Below are 24,414 nucleotides of genomic sequence, written 5' to 3'. Positions count from 1 at the left end.
TTCTCCTCACCCCCAAAACCGCCCAAACTCCTTCTCAAACCCCAACCTTACCATCCCCACCGGCCCATTCCGATTCTTCGCAATATTCACCTCCACTTCATTCCCCACCTCACTCTTACTGTCATAATAAGCATCCCTATATAAAAACAGCACCAAATCTGCATCCTGCTCAATATTGCCAGAATCACGCAGATCCGAAAGCCGGGGACGTTTGTCCGCCCTTGAATCAACTCCCCTGGACAGCTGCGACAGGAGGATAATCGGAATCTTGAATTCCTTCGCCATACTCTTCAGCTGCTTGGTGATGTACCCGATGGTAAGGTCGTGGCGGTCAAAGCGCTCCTTGACGGTAATGAGCTGCAGGTAGTCAATGACGACAAGAAATGGCTCGGTGGGGTGCTCGCGCTTCAGGTTCATGATATGCTGGCGTATTTCCATTAGGGTGACGAGACCGTTTTCCTCCACGGTCAGTTTGGCTTTATACACGCTGTTCATGGCTTCCTGCATCCTGCCCATTTCTTCCATCGACAGGTATTTATGAGGGTTATGCCATTTCATCATGTTGATGCCGGACAGGCTGCAGAGCAGACGCTGGAAGATTTGCTTTGCGCTCATTTCCAGTGAAAAGACAAGTGATATTCCGTTCCTGCTTGCACACTCCCAGGCGAGCTGGATGGCGAGCGCCGTCTTCCCCATCGAGGGCCTTGCGGCGAGGATGATTAGTTCCCCCTCCTTCCAGCCTCCTGTCAGCCCATTCAGTGTTTCAAATCCAGTGTCCACGCCCGGGAGTCCTGTCTTCTGTTCATATAGCGATTCATACAGCTGCAGTAAAAGATCATCTTTCGTCATTTTATCTTTGTTATGAATGGTGTGATATTGGATGAGCGTCTTATAAAGCTCTGCCGCAGATTCAGGGGTGAAATCGCCAAGGAAATAGTGAGCGGATTTGCGGATCAGGCCCAGCTGATAGTATTTAAGGACAATCTGTTCATACTGATCAAGATTGGCCGCCGTCGGACAGCTGTTGGCGACTTCGACCAGATAACTCACACCACCGGCGTTCTCAATCTGGTCGCCCAGCTCTTCCACAAGCATGACCATGTCAATCTTCAGCTTCTTGCTCTCCAAAGCCCTCATCGCGGAAAAGATCTGCCGGTTCTCCGCCTGTGTGAAATGCTCCGGTCCCAGGGTCAGCTGCTCAATCACCTGAGGCTCAAGCAGGACTGCCCCAAGTATCATGCTTTCTGCCTCCAGCAGCTTCTCCCTCGGCTGATCACTCCTCCCAAGGCGGTCGTAGTTTATCCCTATACCTTCTGTCCCCAATCTTCTTCTCCCCTTCCCGTTCCCATTCTCTCATCATGTCCAGCACCGTTGTCTCCGTCTCATCCCTCACATAAAGATGAGCCAGTGCCGGCCGGTAAGAATTTTGCCTGATATAAGCATCCAGCCGCTGCTTCACGGCCGGATACCTGCATTCCGATAAATGCCGATGCCAGATCTCAAGGGTATCAAGGTCCATCCGCTTTCCGGGAAAAGCAAGATGGATTTCCTTAATCACCCTATTGAACTCCTCCAGCGTCATGCATTCTCCACTCTCTCACCCAAGGCGGCAAGCGCCTCTTCCAGCCTTTGCTCCAGCACCTCCGGCGGTTCATACGATTCCAGGATCTTCTCCAAATATTTCGGGCTGTTGATCGTATCATGCACATCGCCCTGCTCCACCTTGTCAAACTGCTCGTCCATAAACGCTGTCAGCTGCTCAGTCGATAGCGGAGACTCACAGATTCTTTCAATCGCTGTCAAATCCATTGCTGTCAGGAAAAATCCTTTGCCTCTCCTCACCATGAAATGTTCAGCAACAGCAGCGATTTTTGCTCTCCGGACATCTTCGGAGATGCTGTTGTTGTTGTTGTTTTTATTCTTTCTTTTCTCTCTTTTATTTCTTTTCTCTATTGTGTATTCAGGTTCGATTCGCGAGTCCTCCACGTCCGATTCACGTGCAGGCGGCAAAAAAGGATCCTGTCCATTTTCAGCCTGTACTTCTGCCGTATTTTTCGCTTCCACTTCAGCCAGTTCACGGCCATCTGCTGGTTCCTCCACACCCATTTCAGCCAGTTCTCGGCCATCCGCAGGTTCCTCCACTCCAAGCACCGTAAACAAAAACCCATGCGGAAACCGCTCCGCCTTAATCAGACCGAGCTTCTCCAGCCGCTTAATCGAACGCTGAATCCGCGAATGACTGTAAAAATCCTTCTTCTTCACATTATAAAACCACAGATCCTCCCGCAGCAGAGTGATCGAACGAACATACTGCCCCGCATTCAGCACTAACTCACCGCACGGCACCTCATCCTTCACCATCGCATCACTCTTCAGCAGCAAATACAACCGCAAATCCTCCACATGATGAAATACCTCACTCCACCGAACCTGCCTCTCAAACTGCGTCCACCCATTCATCTGCATCTGCATTCCCCAATCACTCCTTTTTGTTTGTTCACCTCTTATATATAGATGTGAATGGGAAATGGACATGGTCTGCGGAACTTTTTTTGGTTGTTCCATGGGGTTTGGTCCCTTGGCTATTTTTTGTGCCGTGGGGTCTGGTCCCGCTTAGCCATCGATACCCAATTCCAAGTTAAAGAAGGACAAGTTCCCGGAGTGGATTAAAGCACAGTCGATGGGAAGAAAGTTCAAGAGGCAATTGAATATGTATCAAACCTATCAGCAGAAAATGGACTGCCTGAAAAAATGGTCATCGTCCATCAATTCGCAGAAAATGTCCTAATCAATAAGGACTCCATCCATCCTACAGACAACACAGAAGTCATCATCAATTCGACGGCCATGGATTGAATGCCATCAAAAGAGCTGGATACAATGAATTTGTGCAAAAGCAGCCTATTCAGTACGGCGTTTATAAAAAGGATGAGCCGTTGATGACACCTAAGGATGTTTTGGAATTGGATCCGGCTCCGGCTTTTGTTAACTATCAATGAGCCATAGGGACAGGTCCCTTGGTCCAGTTTTAAAAAGAGCCGAAGGGATTGTCCCCTTGGCTCTTCTCATCAATCTCGTAAATTTACTCTCTAATACTTTGTAATTATTCTTCCTTCTTTTGTTCATGAAATTCAAAAAGAAGCTTGTCAATTATTGGAGAATATTTAGCTAAAAATTCTGCAGTTAAATTTCTTACCAATCCCTGATATGGCTCTGTTGGTAGATTTAAGTTTTTTATAGATTTATAAACTGTTTCTAAATCTATAAAATTATTCTCTAATACACTTTTAAGCTCACCAGGCAAGGGGGTTGCTAATAACGCTCTTATATTATCCATGTATCTTAAAACCTGGCTTTTTTTATCACTTATTTCTTTAGCTAATTTTTTTCTTTTCCTTGTTAGTTTTGGATTATCTAAACCATATACTTCTATAGACTTTTTTCCTTTACATCTACCACCTAGTGTATACTCAACTAATCCTTCTTCTGTAAAATTAATATGATCCTGGGGATTAGAACTTGCGTCACAGGGGTCAATAAGTAATGGCTCTTCAATAACCTCTTCATCATACTTTTTCTTTCTTTTAGCTTCATCCACCAAAGGAAACTGGTTTTTCTTATATGTCCTATTGCATACTTCACAAGATAATAGTAAGTTATTCCAATCCATAGCTAACCAATAGTAACCAGGATATTTTAGAGTTTCGGCTTTAGTAGTATGATACGCGCTCTTTGGCCTAAAGTGCTCTATATCGCCGTACGATACCGGCGATATGTCACTCTCACAATAGGCACATTTGCTATTAAACATAACTTCTAGAACATCCTTTACTTCCTTGTATGCTCTAAAAGTAAAATTACGGTCTTTGTCTTCAAAGTGTTTAATTGCTTCTGTGTACTCCTTTGAACCAACTGAATTACTATCTTCTAAATCTAATACAGGTGGTGTCTCGCTTCTTTGTATATATATCATTTTTTATAAAACCCTCTAAGTGAATTAATAATATTATCAATATCTTGGATAAATGAATCACTTGTTAGTTTTTCATTTGTTGCTTTCTCTTTAGCTATATATCTATCTATAGCCTCATAAAACATTTGATCTCTTTTTGTATTCCCTAACTTATCATAATCTTTTAATTTTTCTTTCAATATAGCAATTCTATCCTTTTGTTTAGTGTTAGGAGATGGGTTAGCTAACAATCTATAGTACTCATGAAAAATTGAATTTAACTCAGGTAATGTATCGTACAAACCAAAAAACTTTGAAGTCAAGATATCTTCAATCATCATACCTTTTTGTTCAGGAAGATTTTGCAATACAATAGTTTCTCTATCATTATCCTCCAGCATAACTGCTACTTCATTTTTTAATAAACCTCGTAGTGTTAGGGGGTTATGAGTTGTAGCTATGAACTGGATCTTCGGAAAAGCCATTCTTAGCTTCCTGACAATCTCTATATTCCATCTTGGATGTAGGTGAGCATCTAACTCATCAATGAGAACTATACCTTCAGCATCATAACTACGCCATCTATTCTTCATAACCATCATAATATCAGTAGCTAAAGCAATGATTGTTCTATAACCATCACTTAAATCTTCTAGTCGAACTATTGAATTAGAAAACCGGAACTTTATCCCCTTAGTTCCACCATTTCTAATTAACTCTACTTTTTCCATGAATAAATTTTCAATAGCATTTTTAACAATAAAAAAGTCTTCTTGTTCCAACCAAGTTAAGTAATTCTCTACATCAACCAGGGGTACAAATGGATCAAATAAATTCTCTACTCTTGCCCACGATGGCCTAAACATATCTATCTTATTTTCGGTTGGTAAAAGTCTAGTTGAACCATAAGATAAAATTAGTACACGGGGATCAACATGATTTTCCCCTCCAAATAAATGGCTGTCTCTAGTGAAATCTATTATTATTGGGTCTACCATTCCAGTTAATTTTATCTTAATAGAGCCTTCTCTTTTTTGGTTAGTCACAAAATTATTGGCACTCTTCAAAATTACTTCTTTACGCTTTTGCTCTCCCATTAGTCCAATAGATATTGCTTGTAACACTGAACTCTTACCTACTCCATTTTCTCCTAATAACATTAACCATGGTGCGCCCATACTTTGACTTAATCCAAAGTCTAGGTTTAAATACTTCAAGCCTTTAAAATTCCTTATTTCAACTGATTCTATAAACCTCTGTTTAGAAAAATATTTATGTATATCATTTTCATCTGTTACATCATAATAATCATTTTTTTTTTGTGTTATTAAAATATTTCTCCTTTGCAACCTTATTTTGAATATCCTCTCTTGTAATAGGGTTTCTTCCTCTAAGTATGCGGAGGTATGGTGTAAAATCTTGTACATATGGAATTAAGTCATCAGCAATCATTTTTAATAAAAAGTATCTTTTAATCCCAGCAAATGGAGCTTCTTGGCTTATTTGCTTTATTATTTCTTCAAGTATTCCCTCATCTTCTTTATTATCTATAAAGGCCTGACAGACTCTATTAAAATGAGAATATTCCCTTCTTCTTCCTTCAATTAATGAATGTCGATTTAAGTTCAATACCTCTACTGTTACTTCTCCTTTTTTTGTTTTGGGTATGATAATTCCTTCTTCATCATACAAAAAATGCTTTTCTGGAAAATCACGAAAGGGATTAATTAACAAACGTTTTTCGCTAGTTAAATCAATTTCATCAGCTTCAGGTGAACAAAACTCTCCTTCAAGTGGGAACCTATTACTTTTAGTTCTATGGCATTCAACACATAGAACCAATGTGTTTGACCAATCTTTATCCAACCACCGATAATGATTTTCAGAGAAATGACCATTAGTTATATTCAATGCACCATTAGTTGGTCTGTAATGCCCAACCATTAACTTCATATCAGATAGGGAAGATTCACAGAATACACACTTATTATTAAAATAACTTAAATACTCCTCTAAGTGATATCTGTTATAATCATCTGGGTATTCGATATGATTTTTATTGACCCACTCATAAAAAAATGGTTCTGGCCATTTGCTCTTATAAACTCTAATCATATAATCTCCTATTCACTTATGACTTATTTCTTATTCTTCTTGGATTATCGAAAGCAATCTTTAATAAATTATATAACTCGTTCACATCATGTATATAAGCAAAAGGAATATTGATTTGGTTTATATACAGTTCTCGTTTTGGCTTTTCATACTGGACACTAAATTTCTCTTTTTGTGTTAAGAGGTTATCTCTAATTTCACTCGGAAAATGGAGCAATAGTGAATTACCGTTTTCTGGAGTGATCGTAGCAAATTTTATAAAACCTTTCTTTGCAATTGAAATACATCTTCTAAGAGAAACATTTTCTATATCAGTGAAATTTTCTTCTATAAAATAGTAAATTTTTTTTGCCATTTTTCTATTCAGTTCGTCTTTCATTAGTGGAAAAATTTCCTCTACTGATTTATATTTCATATTATTAACACCTCATCAATTGATTAGCAGATTAAATCTTTAAGCTTCTTTTGAGAAGGGGGTTAAACTCTATCACTCATTGCGCTACCTGGATGGTATGTTATTATAATTATACCAAATAAACCCATTATTAAGGGGGATCTCCACATTCCTAAACGAGGAATCTATGAAAAATCTATTACAAAAAGCTTCTTGCTCATAATTTTCTTCTTACATCAGTAGTATTACCAGGAATTCTCTAAGATTAAGCTAGAGACATAACATGCTGGGTGACCTAATAAAAGAAAGCTTCTCCTTTTACTCAAATATGCTCTCATTCATTTGGCGGAGCAACTTGCAAATCAGGAAATTCAAGACGTTTACCAAGGTGACGGCAAGACTTCGGATCACCACGACTTTTTATATGGAAGCTACAGAAACAGATTCCCCCAGACACCATCAAAAAAAACCAAGGAACCCCCTTGGCTCAATCCAACATCTCAACCAAACTCCTAAAAACACCAGCCGGATTCCTCAGCAACACATCAAAGTGAACCCTCTTCTGTCCACTCTCACCAATCAAATAAACTTCCCTACTATCCCTATCAACCCTCACCAAAACATCCCTAATCCTATACTCCTCTACCCTAGTAGCAGCATCAAGATCAACAGTGTCAAGCCTAATAGATATCTTGTCCGAAACCCTCCTAAGCATTCTCCATAAAGTCTTTTCCTCCGCAGACTTCATAAACAGCTCCGGCAGCTCTGTAGCATCCTCCAGATTGCTCAATGTGGTATACATATACTCAGCAATCCCATATCCCACAGGCTTAATGATCGGATTACAATTAATCCAATGCTCCACTTCGAATTGCATATATTCCTCTAATCCTGATCTCACCGGCTTAATATCCTTAACCCTGCCATAGCAAATAACTCCATTATGCTCTAATACACCGCTCTTCACATAAAGAGCGATATACTTAGTCTCCTGCCATCCCGCCCTCAATTTATTTACAGGGATACGATAGCTGCCAGTCTGCTTATAGCTAATATACTCTTCACGGTCTCTAACAAGCCCGATGAGAACCTTCTCTTCCAGGCTGGAGTTCCAATCTTCAAATGTACCTCTTGGCAGGATGCCTTCCTCCTGAATTTCTTCGGGGCTTTTTTCAATCAGCCTTTCCACGAATCTTTCGACCAGGTCTGTTGCATTCGGAAGAAATGGCAGCCCGCCTATATTTACTTTGTCGATGCTTTTATAGAAGTGATGATCCTGGTAAAGTTCTTCATTAAACCATGGAAAAAGTACATACGCTCCAAAAGCGGTTCTTTCATATGGCCCATCATTATAGGCAACAATAGAATCCCTGTAACGGTGCATGGTGTTAATGTCGTCCTCAAGGGGTCCGGGCTGCTTGTATCGATTTTTATAATAGCTTCCTTCCTGGGCGTAATCGATTCGATACTTGGCATCAAATACATAATTATAGGTAAATCCTTTCCCCTTTTTCGCTATGCTGAGCATTGTATCCGGCTTTTGAGGAATGGTTGGCAAGCCACTTTCATACTTTTGGTATGTCAGAATAATTTCCTCTTTGGTATATGGGTGTTTATACTTTCTTGTTGCTGAGCGGTTGGTTTGAAGATTTACGAATAAGCCTTCACGGTTTACCTGGATAATGTCCTGGCTCATAAGCTGATACTTTTTATCAAGAATTTGCCCGAGCTTCAGGAATGTCCAGTATTCATACAGAGTCGCTACATCTTTTACAGACATCTGATAAAGCTTGCCCTGAAGCATTAACCCTTTGGAAACCGTCAGATAGATCTGGAAAGCATCGCGGTAGCCTGGTGCCATCTGCAGAACGAGACTGTGAACAGAACGATCAAGCTTCTTTATTCCCTTCCAAAATGGGCTTTTCTGTTTCCCCTCTAACTGCTTAATCATCTCGATCAGTTTACCTAAAAGATCAGCGTCAGGCTCTGTTTCCCATCTCGAGCTTCTGTTCCTCAATGCTTCCAGCAGATCATACAACTTATGAGTAACCCGCTGCATCATCCATTTTACATACCGATTTTCCAATGTATCATAGGTAATCTCCTTTTTTACCCGGAGACCTTGTGTTGGCATGAGTGTTTTGTGATTGATATGGATGCCATTTGGAACCTCTGTGAATAGATGGGGCCTTTTTTGCAGATAGCTCCTGCTTCTGGAATCTAACTTATTTAATTGGTCTCCCCTTACCTTTTCATAAGTTTTCTGGAGAAGATGATGAGGCTGCCGCTCAATGCGGTTTACAGCCTGAAGCAGCTGATCAAAATGCTTGCTAATCAAGCGGTAAAATTCACTTCGCGATGGCTTGCCATCAAGCTTCACTTTAGCCCCTAAGTAGGTTTTCCGGATAAAATGAAAGGCAAGATTGTAAATTTCATCGTTCACTTCTTCCAGCAGCTTTTTATAATCATTTTTGTAATCAAGCTTTGCCGGAAAAATCTCTAATGTTACTTCTAACAGCTTTTCCCTGCCATCTCTAATTTCAAAGGTTGTTAACCCTACTTCATTTTGAAACTGTAAATTTCCCATCAACATATAAGTATGGGTGATTTCCACTCTGGCAACGGATTGCCTTAAACCAGGATGTTCATGATAAAAAGATAAGTCTCTGCCTGTTTTAGGTACGACAATAACCTGATAGACTCCATTCTCGAAAAAGATGGGCCTTAATTGAGTTGATTCCTGAAGTACCTGCGCTTCAATATCATAGACCAAAACCTGATTGACCATATCCCCATGAACAGAAAACTGCATCACATCATGCCTGTCCATGGCACGATACTGTTTTAACCCTTCATACCTCTCATGATACGGCTTTCCTTTTACCACAAAGGAAAAATCTTCTGTTTCGATCTTAACCAATTCAACTTCATCACGAGATCCAGAAGGATGTAAAGCCATCGTCCTTTAACCTCCTAAGCATCTCAATGACTTTCCGAGCGCTCTTAGGATATATAGTACTTTCTTCATCAAACTGAGATTCCCCATTCTCCTGATACTCCGTATTAGTAAAGATCAGATATAACTCCCTTAGCAGCTGATCAATCCTGGAGTCACTGCCAGACAATCGCGGCAGGATCTTCTGAAGGATACAGTGATCAAACGCTTCCTCAAAGGTCATTAGATCACCGTCCTTGTTATAGGCCAGATAGAAGCAGATTTCATCCCTAACTCGGTACCCGATATGTGCATTAATCAGCTGCAGGCTCTTATTGATCCTTACCAGCTCATTTGTAGCCTTTTCAATAACCTTTGTATCTTCCTTGTACAGATCCTTTAAGTGCAGGTATTTCGAAGCCAGCTGAGTTTGTCCAATTTGTATTGGATCAACTTCCTCAAGGTCATTAAGAAAAGATAAATTGTCTAATTCAACCCGATTAAACTCAATCGTGTTGGCCCGGTCTAAAACCTTTTTACTAAAAGGATGTGTGGTTTCATCCATATTAACGGTTCCGATCACATAAAGATTGTTAGGAAGTGTAACCCCTTCTTTTGCAACTTCCTCCGATAATAAAACAGAAGAAACAACCTTCCCATTCTCCCACCTTCTACTCTCCATCACGCTGAGAATATCACTGAAATAGTACTCCACTCTCGCCAAATTCATTTCATCCAAAAGAACAAAGTAAGGCAAATCAGGCTGCTCTTGTGCTGCCTTAATCGCTTTGGATAATGGTCCTTCTTTAAAATCGCCTTTGATATCCACATATCCCAATAAGTCAGATCCGTCACTCCAATCAGGACGAACAGGAATCAGCGTAAACTGCCCATTCTTCTCATTCGCACCTAAACTTTCGGCAAACCATTGAACCATTTTGGTTTTACCTGTTCCGGAGATACCGGAAAGGATTACAAAAGGTTTTGTTTTTAGAGAGAGGAATAAATTGATGACTTCCTCTTTCCTATAATAAAAGCCTTTGCTTTGTATGTAATTGAAAATATGATCAGTTAGTTGCTTTGTAAATAGATATATACTTTCATTCTCTTTAACGTCCTTATGATGGCCATACCCAATACTTTCCTCAAGAAACTTTTTATAATGATTCAATGCAGCACTATACATTCTGTTTCCTTTTTGATTTCGTTCCTGAAACAAAGAGTTGGAAAGTATATTATCTATTATGTCTGTGCTATAAATCTGGTAGAGATTTATGTTATCCAAACCATATCTATCTATCTCGGAGCTAATAGAATCAATAGCTCCTATGTATCTTTTTGAAGAATAAGAACTAATATTTTTATTTTCCTCTAACCATTTTATAAAGTTATTTTTATTCATTCTTATCACCTTAAAATAAAAATATAGTAAATCAGTGGGCTTTTTGACCTTAGCATATTATTTACTTAATATTAGCAACTGGGAGAATTGCTATACATGACGATATTCTTGTATAGTAGTAAAGCATGTTGAACCTTATCCTAAACACCTTAAAGCATTGTTAAATGTAGGGACAGGCACCTTTTTTCCAACAACCTTTTTACTCAAAGTATTGGATAGGACGAATGTCTTCAGGAAATTTAGATTAAAAGTGTTTATCCATCCTCCTTCTCAGGTAGTATAAATATATTCTACCTGAGAAGGAGTTCGTTTACATGAAGAACCCTAAAACGTCAGATGCAAGAAGTAAAATAATGGGGTCCATAAAGGCCGTCTCGAAGCTGGAAGACATGGTCACACATGAGTTATGGAATCGAGGTTACCGGTTTAGGAGAAATGTAAGATCGTTGAAAGGGACTCCCGATATTGCAATAAAGAAATATAAAGTCGTAATTTTTATAGATTCCTGTTTCTGGCATCTTTGTCCGATTCATGGAAAGATACCAAAATCGAATGTAGAATTCTGGTCAAACAAATTGCATAGGAATCAGGAAAGGGATAAAGAAGTTACAGACTTTTATATAAATAGAGATTGGAATATTTTGCGTCTCTGGGAACATGAAATACGTGGGGAATTTGAAAATACAGTCGATACAATCTCTGAGTTTATCAGTGAGTCGAAGAAGAAGGAATAAAAAAGAACTCTCCTTCACATGAACTATACCCCGGGTAACGGACACTGATAAAAAAGTGCCCCTATCCTTTTTTGTGTTTCAATAGAATTAATGTATATGGGCTGAGGATTAACTTTTCAATCAGGAAATCCCCGGAAAAGTCCTGCTTACTACATTACTTATCTCTATTATGGTTAGGGCCAAAAAGCATTTTTATCCTGCGTAAAGGACGTGGCTACAAAAGAGATACTTGCCTACCACCTCTCAACTTCGTTAGAGATGGCTATCGTTTATAAAACGTTAAAAAAGTTTAACGTCAGCTGTTGTTGATTTTCATCCACAGGCAATGCTGCATTCTGACCAAGGGATGTACAACACGGATCCTCTATTCCAAAGCAAAGTAAGAAAGCTTGGTTAAATCAATCAATGTCCCGTAAGGGCAACTGTTGGGATAACGGACCGTTGGAAAGTTTCTTGGGACTTTTTAAAGACTTAGCAGACTATCAATCACTGGGTAATATTAAGGATGCAAAGAAAGAAGTAGATTGTGTAATCAACGAATATAATCATCATCGCTATCAATGGGGCTTAAATAAAATGCCCCCGGTACAATACCGGGGGCACTTATTGGCTGCATAGGCGCTTTTTTAAACTGTCCGTAAACGGGGGCACAGTTCAACATAGGAGAGTTCTTTTATTTACGCACAACAACAGTTTCCCAACAAATTTTTTTTTGAAAATCAGCCCATATATATATCGATGGAGTTGAGCTTTCTACTTTCCAAATCAATATAAATAACTTTTATCTACTATGAAGAATTAAGTCTACGTATTCAAATACATTTTTGCTAAATTTTATTCGACTTAAAACTGTTTTTTTACATAATTATAATACTGAGTCAAAATATCCTGGTTTCTATTTTCGATATCTTGATTGGTTGAAAAATTATCTACTTGATTACTGAAAGACTTAGTCATTATAATTTCTGATTTTCTGTACATTTCTTTTTTATCCTCTATATCTTCATGCTTCCTTTGTTCTATTAAAATTAAATTACCTAAAGAATATCTACTTTCTAAATCAGAAGATTGATCAATAATATGTTCCAAGCTAGCTTCAGAAATAAACTTTAAAGAATCATTACTATTTTTTTGTCCGCTCTCAACTTGCTTTTCTTCTGATAGAATTGTCAATATTAATTTTATCAAAGCTTTATTTTTTTTCTGTGTCTTGGTCATATCTTCAAACTTAACTTTATGATTATAGTTTAAATCACTTTTTAATATACTTTCTTTAGAAGGAATCTTAGCAGCTAAGTCCTTATACAGATTATTAATCTCTTTTGCCACTTTATCTTTATTTGTATTTTTTCTGAATATTTTCCCATATTTTGAATAGATACCCCTAATTTGATTGCTAGCCGACGATGACATTACAAATAATGATTGGAATAAAAGTATATTATATATCACTTTTTTAAATTGCTTTGATGTAATCAGCTTGTTCTCTCTTGCGAAAAATAAACCAAGCAATAGTGTTCTAACCTGTGTAACCTCTAATTCATTTAATTTTTGTAGTTGTCTTTTAATCATTGGATGATCATTCTGTAAAAAGAATTTTCCTTCCCCAAATAATTCATCATCTTCTTGCGGGCTAATTATTATTTTATAATGTGCCGACTCTTTAACTATCTCATTTAAGAAGTTTTGATAACTTGAGATTATAGCATCTACATTATTTAAAAATATAGGGAATAAGTTCTTTTTGGAGGCTTGCTTATATTTAGATGAAAAATAATGTATAAAGAACGTTGACATGCTGCCCGATTCTTTTATTGATACATTTTGCTCTACTTTTGTCCATAATTTCTTTGCCGAACCCGTAGAATCATCTAATAGTTCAAACAATTCGTTTTTTATTAAATCTGGTCCACTTAGTGGAAGTCCTCGAAAGTTAAAGTTCCTATACATGATATTTGCTGATTGTTCATCTGCAGAATAAATAACAATTACAGTCGACTTCAATAATTGGTTACCTAAATTATCAAGAAATGTCAAATAGTCTTCGGAAGGAATACTATTAATCTTTTTGATATCCAACTTATGTATTTTGGAATCGTTATCGGTTAATCTCTTTGCCAACTCACTACGCGAAAGTTGTTTTTTAAACCACTCATATGTTTCTAAGAGTAACTGTTGCCCTTCGTTTTCCGGATCATGTATAGTTCCATTCTTTCTATGGTCATTAATATTTAAAATATTCACTGGGAGTATAGGTATTAATTTGTCATTAATAACTCGTGCATACTTAGACGACCTACCACCTTTTGTAATATTGACAACAAGCGCATCATCATATTGATGGGCATACTCTATATTTTTTTCTTTTTTTTCATTTTCAATAATATCCCTTATCGCGGCTAAAAATAATGTCATAGTCGTTAAACGTTGTTGTCCATCTACTACAATCCGTTTCTCCGTTGAACTAGAATAATCACCTATTACCAAAAACGTCCCAAAAAAGTAATCTTCTAAATCATCAATACTATTAATATTTAGCATATGAGAATGACTATTATATGTTGCATTACTAACTGTTAATAAGTCTTGCAAAAAATCCTCAAAGTTACCTTTTTCCCAAGAGTAATCTCGTTGAAAATCCGGTATTTGATAAATGTTACCAGAACCAAAGATATCCTTGATTTTTTTATCTTCTGGATGAAATCTCATAATTGTACTCCCTATGTTTTATTGTAGACAAAGTGTTGTTTTCGTGATTACGATTTACATTTGATTTTATTTATTCAATATACATAATATCCCTTTTTCAAATAACGGTAAAGCTAAATACCCAATTCTTACAACCGATAATTTTATAAAAAATAATTATAAGCTATCATTTTTTTAACACAAAAAAATAAGCCTTCCTTCATGGCCCAACATAAAATTACACGAAGTGTTTTTCTCGAGGGACAGGTAGTAACGCATCAAAAAAACACTTCCCATTAACGGCATTAGCACTTATCATTAACAAGTATGGCTGCACGGAGATAATTATGGTTTCCATTCTCAATAATAGATTTTATATTTGTTAACTATTAGGCTATTATTTCTAAGTATGATAAAATTAAAAGTAATATTGTGCAGTTTTCTTTAAATTATTTGGTAAAAAAAAGTTGTTGATCTTTTTATCCCAATTTTATAAAATGAAAACAACGAAAGAGGGATAATAATATATGAATAAAAACTTAAACGTAGTTGAACTTTTTGCTGGCGTTGGTGGTTTCCGTGTTGGTCTTGAAAGAGCGGATAAGAATTTCTTTGATACCGTTTGGGCTAATCAATGGGAGCCATCAAAAAAAGCACAAGATGCTTTTAACTGCTATAATTCACACTTTCCATCGAGCGTAAATTGCAATGATGATATTGGAAAAGTATCGAATAAAACATTTGAGGATATGAACATCGATTTACTTGTTGGTGGTTTTCCTTGTCAGGATTATTCGGTGGCACGTTCTTTATCAAAAGAACAAGGTATTCAAGGAATAAAGGGCGTTCTTTTCTGGGAGATTAAACGTATTGTAGAAGTGACACATCCAAAATACATTCTACTTGAAAATGTAGACCGCCTTTTAAAATCTCCGTCTAAACAACGTGGTCGTGATTTTTCAATCATGCTCGCTACTTTCCGTGACTTAGGATATATTGTGGAATGGCGTGTCATAAATGCTGCCGAATATGGTACTGCTCAGCGGCGGCGGCGTATTTTCATCTTTGCTTATGATAAATCACTGGCTTTTGCGGAATACCAACTGCAGAAAACAACTTCTGAAATATTATTAAAAGACGGCTTTTTTGCCTCTACCTTCCCGGTGAAAGAAGAAATATATAAGAACCGTGATAGTAAAGTCGAATTACCAAAAGATCTTGTTGATATTTCTGATGAGTTTTCGTTTCTGTATCATCCATCCGGAATTATGATTGAGGGGAAAATCCACACAGTTCATACAGAACCACAGAATCCGCATTCCATTCCCTTGAAAGCTATTTTACAAGATGAATCTGAAGTCGATGAAAAGTTTTATTTATCAGAAGCTTCTATTGCAAAATTCACTTACTTGCGGGGCCCTAAAAAGATTCAACGTACTACTAAAGACGGCCATAAGTATGTTTTTTCTGAAGGTGGCATGTCCCCTGTTGATTCTCTTGATCTGCCTGGACGAACAATGTTGACAAGTGAAGGCACAACTAATCGCAGCTCACATATTGTTGAAGTAAACGGGCGCAAGCGTTTCTTAACACCAATTGAATGCGAACGATTAAATGGCTTTCCTGATAATTGGACGGCAACTATGGGTGATCGAATGCGCTACTTCTGTATGGGAAATGCGCTCGTCACGGATTTAATAGAAAAAATGGGAAATAAAGTTAAAGAAATCGATGCACAAGAAACACATGATGATGCACAAATTTCATTGAACTTATAAAAGACTTGGGGTTAATTCCAAGTCTTTTTATTTCGCCCTCATTCTATAAACTAAATATACAAATTCCGAAAAACTGGTACAGGATGTCAAAGAGAATGAGGTACTTCTGGTGAAACAAAACCATATTGACCCATCCCCGGCGCTGCTACAGCATCAATTGCCAAAGTACCATTACAATGCATTACATCTGGGTTGATAATATCTCCAAATAAATTCAATCATGGAAAGGGGTCTTATTGTTGATAAGTGAATATCGAGATTCTCGAGTTGTAAGGTAAAGAACGAGCTCGGGGATGAGGTGGAAGTTGGAATTCTTCAATCCCCCTCTTAATACAAAGTAACAGCAACTATTTGCCAGGATTCTTCGTCCTACAAAGACTTATAGGAATCGGAGTGGAATGACAATGAAGGTAGTGCTTTAAGTAGGGCTCTTCGAGAGCTATACCTGGACGCTTACGTAAAATCATATTCACTATTGTTCTCCAGACGGATTTTGAATAAGCTACTTCTATGAATCTTACTTAAAAAGTCAAACAAAAGAGAAAAGCAGCTAGCTTTCTGTGAACTAACTGCTTCTGTCCCCTCATCAAAAAGACACATTTTATTCTCCTACATGGTAAATCCAATGACGTCCGGCGTGAAAAGATGGTTAGGGGAAATTTTTGTCTGAAATCGTCCAGAAAAACACTTTTGATTTTATTGAATATAGGTTTTTTTACCTAAACAAACAATTTATAAAAATTAATTTACTAATAATAACCAATCAATTATCATACGTGAATACATATTGCTAACTTATTTGGTAAAGTCATTCAGATAATTAACCTAAAATAAAAGCAACTATCAAAACAGACGTTCTGATTCAATGATCCGCTTCATTTCCTCAATTTCATCATCAACAAACTCGGGCACAAGATACTCTCCATCAATTGCTTCCTTCATTCTCATTTCTTTTTCAGCTAATCTATCATATATCTTTTGGTCAATAAAATTATAAATCTCCCTATCACTGACTGTCATTAAATAGTAATACCTTGTACTCTGACTTTCTGGTAGCCCAAGTCGATGAATTCGGTCTCTAGACTGTAACATGAAAGTGAGATTATAATTGTATTCAAAATAAATGGCATCATGAGCAATGGTATGAAGGGATACTGACTCACCTAGAGTATTCGGGTTAGAAACTAATACCTGTATTTCATTTGTGTTCTCTTTAAATTTATTGATAATATCCTCTCTTTCCTCACGAGGTGTACCACCATAGATAACCTTTGTATTAATTCCTTTTTCATTTAATACACGGGTTATCTTATTTAAAGTGTTAACGAATAATCCCCAAACTACAACTTTCCCATGCTTTTTCACTATATCAATCACAAGTTTAATACCAGCGTCAAACTTAGGAGAGTTTACACTCGCTAAATCCCATTCGCTTACCTCACCAATGGTTGCAGCGTGTATACTATTCTCTAGCTCTTTTCTTACCTTGGCGCTAACCTGGTCATAAGAATCATTATCGCCACTGTCAAATTCACTAAATCCTAAATCGCTATAATTTATTACTTGATTTATAATTTCTGGATTAGTCGATAATTGAATCATCCTTATCAAGGCTGCCAATGGGTTTTGGGCTGTCGAATAAATTATTTCTGCAAGGCGGAGTTGTTCTTCAGAAGGGGGAACCTTTATAATATTGTCTAAATCCGCTGGTGGAACCCCTAAATCTTCCTTGCTAGTCCTCCAAAAATATGGAGCTAACTTTTCATTAATTTCTTCAACTTGCCATCCATCTGGATTTTTCAGCATGCTCTGTTCAAATCCAAAATAAGCGCTATATTCCTTTTTAAACAAAATATTCAAGAAGTTGTAAATGTCTAAATATCCATTAGGAATGGGTGTACCTGTTAAAACATAACGATAATCTACTTTATCTGCTATTTCTAAGGCGGCAATCGCACGCTTTGCTTGTACACCTTTTACACGATGTACTTCATCATAAACTAGCATTGTATCTGGATTATTCGAAAGGCATTTAATTATTGAATCTTTAAACTTTGGCAAAGACTCATAGTTGATCAATATCAGATTAGCTGATGACCATTGTGCCTCAAACGCATATTTATTACCATTTATGGACTGATCATGAATACTAAGTATCCGAGGCTCTTTTTTTGTTTGAAAAACTGCCCGGAATTCATCTTTCCAAGATAAAAATGCATTAATCGGACTCACCACTAATATTCGCTTTATCGGCTCTCCTTTTTGCTTACTGTTTAGATAAGCAAAGACGCCCAATAACATAGCTGTTTTTCCAGCTCCTGGCACAGAAAAGTTTGCGGCTCTTTTTTGAGTGAGCATATACATGGCTGATCGAAGTTGTAAAGGCTTTAGTGGACGAGCAACTTCCTCTTCAACAACTCTCTTAAACTCTGTAAACTCTTCTTCCCAGCGACTATCACGGTTTTTTAGCGTCAATCCAGATTTCCGATATTCTTCAATTGAATACTTCTGAGCATTGATAAAATTATCGACACGTGAAGAGACTGTAAAGTTAAATTGACGTTTAATCGCCTGCTTATTAGCTAAATCAATTATTTTTTCAATCTCCCGATATGTTAGGTCTCCTTTGAAAAAAGGATATCCCTTATCATCATCTACATAAAAACTAAATTTACTCTTAAACGTTTTTAATGAAGTTACTTCTTCATCGCTCTTATCAATGAAAAAGAAATGCTCCTCATCCATATCAAAGATAACTGAATTTTCCTCTGGATTTGGTATCCTTTGAATCCTACCCATATCAAATTCTTGAAGTAAGGGATAAATAAGCTCTGTAGCATCGACCACTTGCACACCAGGATAATCATCATTCCACAGACGGGAAAACTCTTCCTTTTTTTGCTCGACACGCTGGCGGACATTGACGCTTACATCCCATGAGAAATCAACATCAAATGAATCAAAGTTATTCTCTATAGCATTCGCTGTCTCATTTAAGGATCCATTAAAGTAAACAACATCTTTTTGTCCATCTTCAAATAAGCCCCACTTGGTATGGAACAATCCATTCTTTACTAAGCCAAATTTCACATCTGCTTTACCTTTTGAGATTAGATAAGCTAAATTCCCCAAGCGCTGTTTATCAGTCTGCGTTAAGGTTTCTCCTTTCGAGCGCTCACGATATCCAGCTTTAATGGTTTCGAAGTCTTTTTCTGAAATATTTTGAGAAATAATGAATTGAATATATCCATCATTTTCTGCAATCCTATCCAATCCTTCAGCATATATTGAAAGTGCCTTACATGAAAAATAGCCACTGACTCGTTTATAGCTAATGGATTCACTCAAAACTGGATTATAGAAATCCGCTGCTACATTTTGAATCATTGAATTATAACTAGATTTAAGTCGGCCTTGCAAACCCTTTAACAAAACTTATCGCTCCTCAGAAAGAAGATCATCGATTTTTGATTTTAACTTCTCAAAGCTACTCTGTAATTTAGCCATTTCACTTTTAGGTAGCCCTGTAATAATTTTTTTATCAATAGCTTCAATACTACTTAATGCTTTTTCAGCGAGTTTCACTGGTTTATTTTGTTCTTTATAGTTCTTCGCCTTTTCAGAATGATTGGAAGTGATTGTTTGAACTTTTGCCAGCGCCTGTACAGCTTCCTGATTACTTTGTAAAGTAGAAAATAAATCCACATTGTTCTTTATAACATCTTCTTTATCTAGTGCTTCCACTATCGTATCTGTTGCATCTTCCATTTCTTCAATAAATTTTTCTTCATTTTTTGTACCGACAACATTTTTGACTATCTGTCTAAACTCAGCCTTAAAATCTTCTTTGGATGAGCGCATTTGAATGATTTTTGCAAACAGACTATTTAATAATTGCTCTAAGTTATCTGAATCTCTTATTTTTTTGTATTGAGGAATCATATCTTGGAGCGGTCCGTCTAAATCTAATTGTTTTGCTAGAGCATAGTTATCGGGGTTCGTATTCGCAAACTCCAAAAATTTGATAATTAGCTCAGCTTCCAATATTCGTTTGTTAACTTCGTTCGGTGTCAGTCCAGCAAACTTAGTATACTCTGCGACACTCATAATATTATTTTTTACGATTGTTTTATACGCATCAATAGCCCTGTCAATTGGGTTATAATCAACTTTTCCAAGTTTGCCGAATTGGATTTGCAATTCAAGTGACTTAATTTTCTTTTGGTCATCATGGTTTTGTACGGATAAATCATCTAAAATAACGGCTTCAAAATATTGCTGCTCTGTTATTAAAGGGTCTTGTTCAAGTAATCGCTTTGCTGTGAACCGACGATTCCCATCAATTACTCGCCCATCACTTAAAACATAACCAGGTTCATCTTGACCTTTAATGGCAATGTCTCTTTGCAAGGTTTCCATATCTTTTTTAGTAGTTTCGTCAGCATACGCCAACATATTTTGGATGACCATATTGTATTCTTCGTTATGACCGGGTATTAATTGACCATTAGTACTTTCGTAATCAGAAAGTGAAACCCCTATTCTACCATTCTGTTCATTATAATAGAGGTACTTTAGTGGAATAGCGTAAGTTCTACCATCATATTTTTCTCCACTTGCCTTTTTAATTGGAACATTAACATTATGGCCGCCCTCTTTAACAAAGCCCTTCTTATACAAATCAAATAAATTGATATTCTCCATTTTATCCGTCTCCTATAAATCTATAATTTCTTTTACGTATTCACTATTAAACCAGAATCTCTGTTTTACAATTCTTTGCCCAGTCGGCAACAGTAGTTTATCATCACCATTTATTGCGCCGGGTCTCAAGTGACCTAGTGAGTTAAATTTACCAGATGGCAAATTATTCTTATTTATTATTTTCCCGTTTTTTTGTTTCACAGGAGTGATTTCTAATTTATCTGCATTGATTAGGTATCGAACCCGTTCCCAGACTTCTTTAAGTCCATGGTTTAAATCATAATCTGACATCTTCCAAACTTTAGCATCTAAAAAAGTCATTTCACTGTCGTCAACACGCTTTCCAGTGGGATATTGCTGAAAGATAAATAGCAATAGTGTCTTTTTATTAAAATACTTGTATAGGGAGCAACTTTCCCAAGACGATGCTTCTGACCATTCTTTGAAGTCCACCGGCATGAATGACATGGCTTCTGCAGGTGTTTCCATACCTGTTAAGCGAACTGTCTTTAAAACCGCATCAACCCTATTATCACATAAACCAAACTGGTTATTTGTTATCCCCATCATCTTCCTAGCTAACTGTACAAAAGAGGCTTTATTATCCTTCATTGGCATAGACAAACGTTCTTTCAACTCCGAGACTTTCATTCCTTTATATTTAGATATTTTATTATCTATTTCAATTTGAGCAGAAACAACCAAGTCTTTACTACGATACATATGTATATACTCCTATATTTTTAATAATTGATAATACTTTAAGTAGTATAAATAAATTATATCACCTGTGTTTAACCTAGTCATTAATGCTATAGTACAAAAGGTATCGGGTATGAGGGTCACAATCTCCATATAATAAGTGTTGGAGAGAATGTTGTTGGAAGTTATCCCCATAGGGATTCAACTCCCACTTCAACCTCATTTTAGAACATCTAATTTTATAGATAAACTGGTATTTATCGGATAATGTGTGGAGCAAAATGACTATACTTGCTTTTAAGGCAGTAAAAAACAGGCTCCCTCCTCGGGAACATGCTCCCCCCCCCCAATACTAATCTACCTATTAATTAAAGTAAAAATATTAGTCAATCCAAGTTCCATCCATAAAAGAAGGTGCCCGCCCCACCACTAAAGCTTTAGCAAGTGTTTGGGGCAGGCACCTTTTTATGTAAAGGAATGAATCTAAAGCATTGGGCAAATCAGTTCAATAACCCTCACAAAGTAATTATATTTCTCTCATAAAATAACCGGAAATATATACCACTCAAAAAAAGATGGAACTTAGTGGTAATATGAATAGGTTAACAATATTAATCTATGTTAACATCCTAGATCTTAAGAATTAACTTTCATAGAGGAGTAATCAGATGATAAAGAAAATGAACTATCTAATCTCACTTTTAACGATCATCTTCATGGCTGGTTGTACCAACCCAGAAGATGCATCCAATACAAATGCAGATAAAGTTCCACAAGAAGAAACTACAGTTACTGTTAAACCAGAAGCTGAGAAAACGGCAAGTGTTCCAGCTGGCAAGGAAACATCCACCCAATCTAATAATGAACTTTTCTCAGGATACGAACTTATTGAGGTTGATGGCGGTGATGTATCTGGTTATCGTGAATCCAAAGTCGTCGTTGACATTGGTTATGGGGACCGGGAATATTGGGCATTTACGAATGAATACGGGCAGCTAGTACGTGTCATTGCTGACGAAATCATATTGCAAGATGACAGTACCGAACCTGTATCATCGTCTGGAAGGTACTATTCTGATGAAGCAAAGGTTCCTGGTGTCGAAAGTGACGTTTTAGATGAAGGTCATATCATTGCTGATTCTCTTGGCGGAGTATCAAATGCTTATAATATTACTCCACAGGATAGTACGCTCAACAGACACGGCGATCAAGCTTATATGGAAGATGCGATTCGTAAGGCAGGTGGAGCTACTAATTTTGAAGCCATTATCACATATCCGAATACGGAAACGCAGATTCCTTCAAGTTATCAGTATACCTATACTTTAATGGGTAATGAGATCGTTGATACATTTGAAAATGTGAACCCTGATGAAGTAAACGAATCACTAGGTTTAACAAGCAGTGAGCCTTCCGAAACAACCACTACAAACACAAGCGGTGATATCTCTAGTGTTGACACAAACGGTAATGGACAGGTGACGATTAAAGAAGCAAAGGCAGCAGGTTTTAGTATGCCGATTACGAGTGATCATTGGTTATACCCTTATATGGACGATCGTGATGGCGACGGTATGGTTGGTGAGTAATCCTCTAGAACTTTGGGGCGGAATAAATGAAAGAAAGAAAATATAAATATTCTTCACTATGGGGTGCGTTTCTTCAATAAGGAAATCGCACCCTTTTTATTGAGCAATAATGAAGTATAAACTAATTGCCTTTCCAGAACTCCATCCTGGTAAAAGGCCGACCTCTCCTCTTATGCCTTATAACCAAAATTGATTTAAAACTAGCATCCCAATCCTTCATAAATGTGTGGTCACACCTTCGATATCATGTAAAACAGACCTTCCCGTGATAAAAAACATCCACTTTATAAAATTTCATATCTTTTGTGAACTATAGTTCATAGTGTTTCTGCCTGCTCAGTTATGTAATTACTGTAAAAAGGAGAAATTTCCTTTGGACAAAGAGCAAATCCTTTACATCGGGAGCACAATCAAACGGTTAAGAGCCGAGCAGAAACTCAGCCAGGAGGACCTCGCTGGATTAACCGGCTATTCACGCGAGTACATAAGCAAAGTGGAACAAAACCATATTGACCCCAGCCTCGGCGCTGGTACAGCATCAATCGCGAAGGCATTTGGATTGAAGACTTGGGAATTAATAAAGATAGCTGAGGAAAATAGTGACCTGGAAGAGAAATAACAACTGCGGCAATGTTGAGTGATTGAGGAGTAAATGTAACTAATATCATTTACTCCTGTTGAGTACCTTCACAATGCCCCTTATATCTGGGTTGATAGTTGCGATATGCCGTCATTTAGTTGAGATTGTTCATTAGAACGAGCTGCAAAATAAATTTAATCATTGAAAGGGGAATATCGTTGGTAACTGAATATCGAAATTCTCGAGTTGTAAGGATAAAAAACGAGCACGGAGATGAGGTAGAAGTTGAGCTTCTGCAATTCCCTTCTCATTACAAAGTAACAGCAACTATTTGCCAGGATTCTTCGCCCTACAAAGACTGTATAGGGATTGGAGTGGACGATGACAATGAGAACAGTGCTTTAAGGAAGGCACTTCGAGAGCTATACCTGGACGCTTACGGAAGATCCTCTTCACTATTGTTCTCGAGACGGGTTTTGAACAAGCTCCTTTTTGAAATCAGCTAAAACATTTAACCAAGAAAAAAGCAGCTAGTTTTCGTCAGACTAACTGTACTTCTGTCTCCTTCCCTCTAAGAAAAAGTATTTTTTGATTTTTACCCTCTCTCTTTTTTCCGGCTTACTTGTTTCAAGTAGACTATTCCCTTTTATAATAGACGCTTCTTTCATTACTAAATACAAATCTAGAATAGTAGAATCGTCAAAAGTTAAAGATTTATAGTCTAAAAGCTGCCATTTGAAAAACATAGGATATTCTTTTTCTAAATCGTGTGCTAGATAAGGAAGTCTTCCCATATATTAAATGGCACTGTGTTTTTGTTTTCTAGATTAGTTTTTCGTGT

18 protein-coding genes are annotated in these 24,414 nt (G+C 37.2%); 5 read left to right on the top strand and 13 right to left on the bottom strand.

Features of this window, described 5'->3' with window-relative positions; genetic code table 11:
• Positions 1–6: 6 nt before the first annotated feature.
• The 9 genes from N288_RS03875 to N288_RS03830 all read right to left on the bottom strand — a co-directional run bounded on the left by N288_RS03875 (position 7) and on the right by N288_RS03830 (position 10,798).
• Positions 7–1,323, bottom strand: a complete 1,317-nt coding sequence (locus tag N288_RS03875) for a replicative DNA helicase (protein ID WP_009792056.1) — start codon at positions 1,321–1,323, stop codon at positions 7–9.
• Complete coding sequence (locus N288_RS03870) at positions 1,274–1,558, bottom strand: hypothetical protein (RefSeq protein ID WP_156916989.1); 285 nt, start codon at positions 1,556–1,558, stop codon at positions 1,274–1,276. Before N288_RS03870 ends, N288_RS03875 begins: the two co-directional genes overlap by 50 nt.
• Before the next feature lie 20 nt (positions 1,559–1,578).
• Positions 1,579–2,565 carry a hypothetical protein gene (locus tag N288_RS03865; RefSeq protein ID WP_009792058.1) on the bottom strand — a complete coding sequence of 329 codons (987 nt, stop codon included), beginning with the start codon at positions 2,563–2,565 and terminating at the stop codon, positions 1,579–1,581.
• 538 nt (positions 2,566–3,103) lie between these two features.
• Positions 3,104–3,973, bottom strand: coding sequence for an HNH endonuclease family protein (locus tag N288_RS24215; protein WP_009792061.1), 870 nt, complete (start codon positions 3,971–3,973; stop codon positions 3,104–3,106).
• On the bottom strand, positions 3,970–5,301 hold the full coding sequence (locus N288_RS03850) for an AAA family ATPase (RefSeq protein WP_022543402.1): 1,332 nt from the start codon (positions 5,299–5,301) through the stop codon (positions 3,970–3,972). The genes N288_RS24215 and N288_RS03850 overlap by 4 nt, the downstream gene beginning before the upstream one ends.
• On the bottom strand, positions 5,261–6,067 hold the full coding sequence (locus N288_RS25010) for an HNH endonuclease family protein (protein WP_022543401.1): 807 nt from the start codon (positions 6,065–6,067) through the stop codon (positions 5,261–5,263). Before N288_RS25010 ends, N288_RS03850 begins: the two co-directional genes overlap by 41 nt.
• Positions 6,068–6,083: 16 nt before the next feature.
• Entirely contained in the window at positions 6,084–6,482 is a 399-nt protein-coding gene (locus tag N288_RS03840) for a hypothetical protein (protein ID WP_009792063.1), read from the bottom strand.
• 466 nt (positions 6,483–6,948) lie between these two features.
• A complete protein-coding gene (locus N288_RS03835) occupies positions 6,949–9,420 on the bottom strand; it encodes a restriction endonuclease-like protein (RefSeq protein ID WP_009792064.1) in 2,472 nt (823 codons plus the stop codon).
• Positions 9,392–10,798, bottom strand: a complete 1,407-nt coding sequence (locus tag N288_RS03830) for an McrB family protein (protein ID WP_009792065.1) — start codon at positions 10,796–10,798, stop codon at positions 9,392–9,394. The genes N288_RS03835 and N288_RS03830 overlap by 29 nt, the downstream gene beginning before the upstream one ends.
• Before the next feature lie 314 nt (positions 10,799–11,112).
• On the opposite strand from N288_RS03830, the gene N288_RS03825 reads away from it, so the two are divergent.
• Positions 11,113–11,532 (top strand): very short patch repair endonuclease, encoded by a 420-nt coding sequence (locus N288_RS03825; protein WP_009792066.1) that lies wholly within the window; start codon positions 11,113–11,115, stop codon positions 11,530–11,532.
• A 405-nt stretch (positions 11,533–11,937) separates the two neighbouring features.
• The gene (locus tag N288_RS25800) at positions 11,938–12,150 is read left to right on the top strand and encodes an integrase core domain-containing protein (RefSeq protein WP_009792067.1); all 213 of its coding nucleotides are present in this window, start codon (positions 11,938–11,940) and stop codon (positions 12,148–12,150) included.
• A gap of 225 nt (positions 12,151–12,375) precedes the next feature.
• On the opposite strand, the gene N288_RS03820 is transcribed toward N288_RS25800, so the two are convergent.
• Positions 12,376–14,241: a DUF262 domain-containing protein gene (locus tag N288_RS03820; RefSeq protein WP_009792068.1), complete on the bottom strand. Its 1,866-nt coding sequence runs from the start codon at positions 14,239–14,241 to the stop codon at positions 12,376–12,378.
• A 506-nt stretch (positions 14,242–14,747) separates the two neighbouring features.
• On the opposite strand from N288_RS03820, the gene dcm reads away from it, so the two are divergent.
• Positions 14,748–15,998, top strand: a complete 1,251-nt coding sequence (dcm, locus tag N288_RS03815) for a DNA (cytosine-5-)-methyltransferase (RefSeq protein ID WP_009792069.1) — start codon at positions 14,748–14,750, stop codon at positions 15,996–15,998.
• 843 nt (positions 15,999–16,841) lie between these two features.
• On the opposite strand, the gene N288_RS03810 is transcribed toward dcm, so the two are convergent.
• From N288_RS03810 to N288_RS03800, 3 genes are read right to left on the bottom strand one after another with little or no spacing between them, the layout of a single operon-like run.
• Positions 16,842–19,430: an SNF2-related protein gene (locus tag N288_RS03810; RefSeq protein ID WP_022543399.1), complete on the bottom strand. Its 2,589-nt coding sequence runs from the start codon at positions 19,428–19,430 to the stop codon at positions 16,842–16,844.
• Positions 19,431–19,433: 3 nt separating this feature from the next.
• Complete coding sequence (locus N288_RS03805; RefSeq protein WP_009792071.1) at positions 19,434–20,702, bottom strand: hypothetical protein; 1,269 nt, start codon at positions 20,700–20,702, stop codon at positions 19,434–19,436.
• 12 nt (positions 20,703–20,714) lie between these two features.
• Positions 20,715–21,425, bottom strand: coding sequence for a PDDEXK family nuclease (locus N288_RS03800; RefSeq protein WP_009792072.1), 711 nt, complete (start codon positions 21,423–21,425; stop codon positions 20,715–20,717).
• Positions 21,426–22,072: 647 nt separating this feature from the next.
• Here N288_RS03800 and N288_RS03795 point away from each other — a divergent pair.
• Positions 22,073–22,993 (top strand): DNA/RNA non-specific endonuclease, encoded by a 921-nt coding sequence (locus N288_RS03795; RefSeq protein WP_009792073.1) that lies wholly within the window; start codon positions 22,073–22,075, stop codon positions 22,991–22,993.
• Positions 22,994–23,366: 373 nt separating this feature from the next.
• A complete protein-coding gene (locus N288_RS03790) occupies positions 23,367–23,612 on the top strand; it encodes a helix-turn-helix domain-containing protein (protein ID WP_022543398.1) in 246 nt (81 codons plus the stop codon).
• The last annotated feature ends 802 nt before the right edge of the window (positions 23,613–24,414 follow it).

It is taken from the genome of Bacillus infantis NRRL B-14911, from assembly GCF_000473245.1.
Classification (GTDB): domain Bacteria; phylum Bacillota; class Bacilli; order Bacillales; family Cytobacillaceae; genus Bacillus_AB; species Bacillus_AB infantis.
Note: the sequence above shows the minus strand (reverse complement) of the source record. Positions and strands in the feature narration are given on the sequence as shown.

Excerpts from the sequence above, each read along its gene's own strand:
- N288_RS03865 (WP_009792058.1), bottom strand. The coding sequence starts at position 2,565 with ATGGAACAACCAAAAAAAGTTCCGCAGACCATGTCCATTTCCCATTCA.
- N288_RS24215 (WP_009792061.1), bottom strand. The coding sequence starts at position 3,973 with ATGATATATATACAAAGAAGCGAGACACCACCTGTATTAGATTTAGAA.
- N288_RS25010 (WP_022543401.1), bottom strand. The coding sequence starts at position 6,067 with ATGATTAGAGTTTATAAGAGCAAATGGCCAGAACCATTTTTTTATGAG.
- N288_RS03840 (WP_009792063.1), bottom strand. The coding sequence starts at position 6,482 with ATGAAATATAAATCAGTAGAGGAAATTTTTCCACTAATGAAAGACGAA.
- N288_RS03835 (WP_009792064.1), bottom strand. The coding sequence starts at position 9,420 with ATGGCTTTACATCCTTCTGGATCTCGTGATGAAGTTGAATTGGTTAAG.
- N288_RS03830 (WP_009792065.1), bottom strand. The coding sequence starts at position 10,798 with ATGAATAAAAATAACTTTATAAAATGGTTAGAGGAAAATAAAAATATT.
- N288_RS03825 (WP_009792066.1), top strand. The coding sequence starts at position 11,113 with ATGAAGAACCCTAAAACGTCAGATGCAAGAAGTAAAATAATGGGGTCC.
- N288_RS25800 (WP_009792067.1), top strand. The coding sequence starts at position 11,938 with ATGTCCCGTAAGGGCAACTGTTGGGATAACGGACCGTTGGAAAGTTTC.
- N288_RS03820 (WP_009792068.1), bottom strand. The coding sequence starts at position 14,241 with ATGAGATTTCATCCAGAAGATAAAAAAATCAAGGATATCTTTGGTTCT.
- dcm (WP_009792069.1), top strand. The coding sequence starts at position 14,748 with ATGAATAAAAACTTAAACGTAGTTGAACTTTTTGCTGGCGTTGGTGGT.
- N288_RS03805 (WP_009792071.1), bottom strand. The coding sequence starts at position 20,702 with ATGGAGAATATCAATTTATTTGATTTGTATAAGAAGGGCTTTGTTAAA.
- N288_RS03800 (WP_009792072.1), bottom strand. The coding sequence starts at position 21,425 with ATGTATCGTAGTAAAGACTTGGTTGTTTCTGCTCAAATTGAAATAGAT.
- N288_RS03795 (WP_009792073.1), top strand. The coding sequence starts at position 22,073 with ATGATAAAGAAAATGAACTATCTAATCTCACTTTTAACGATCATCTTC.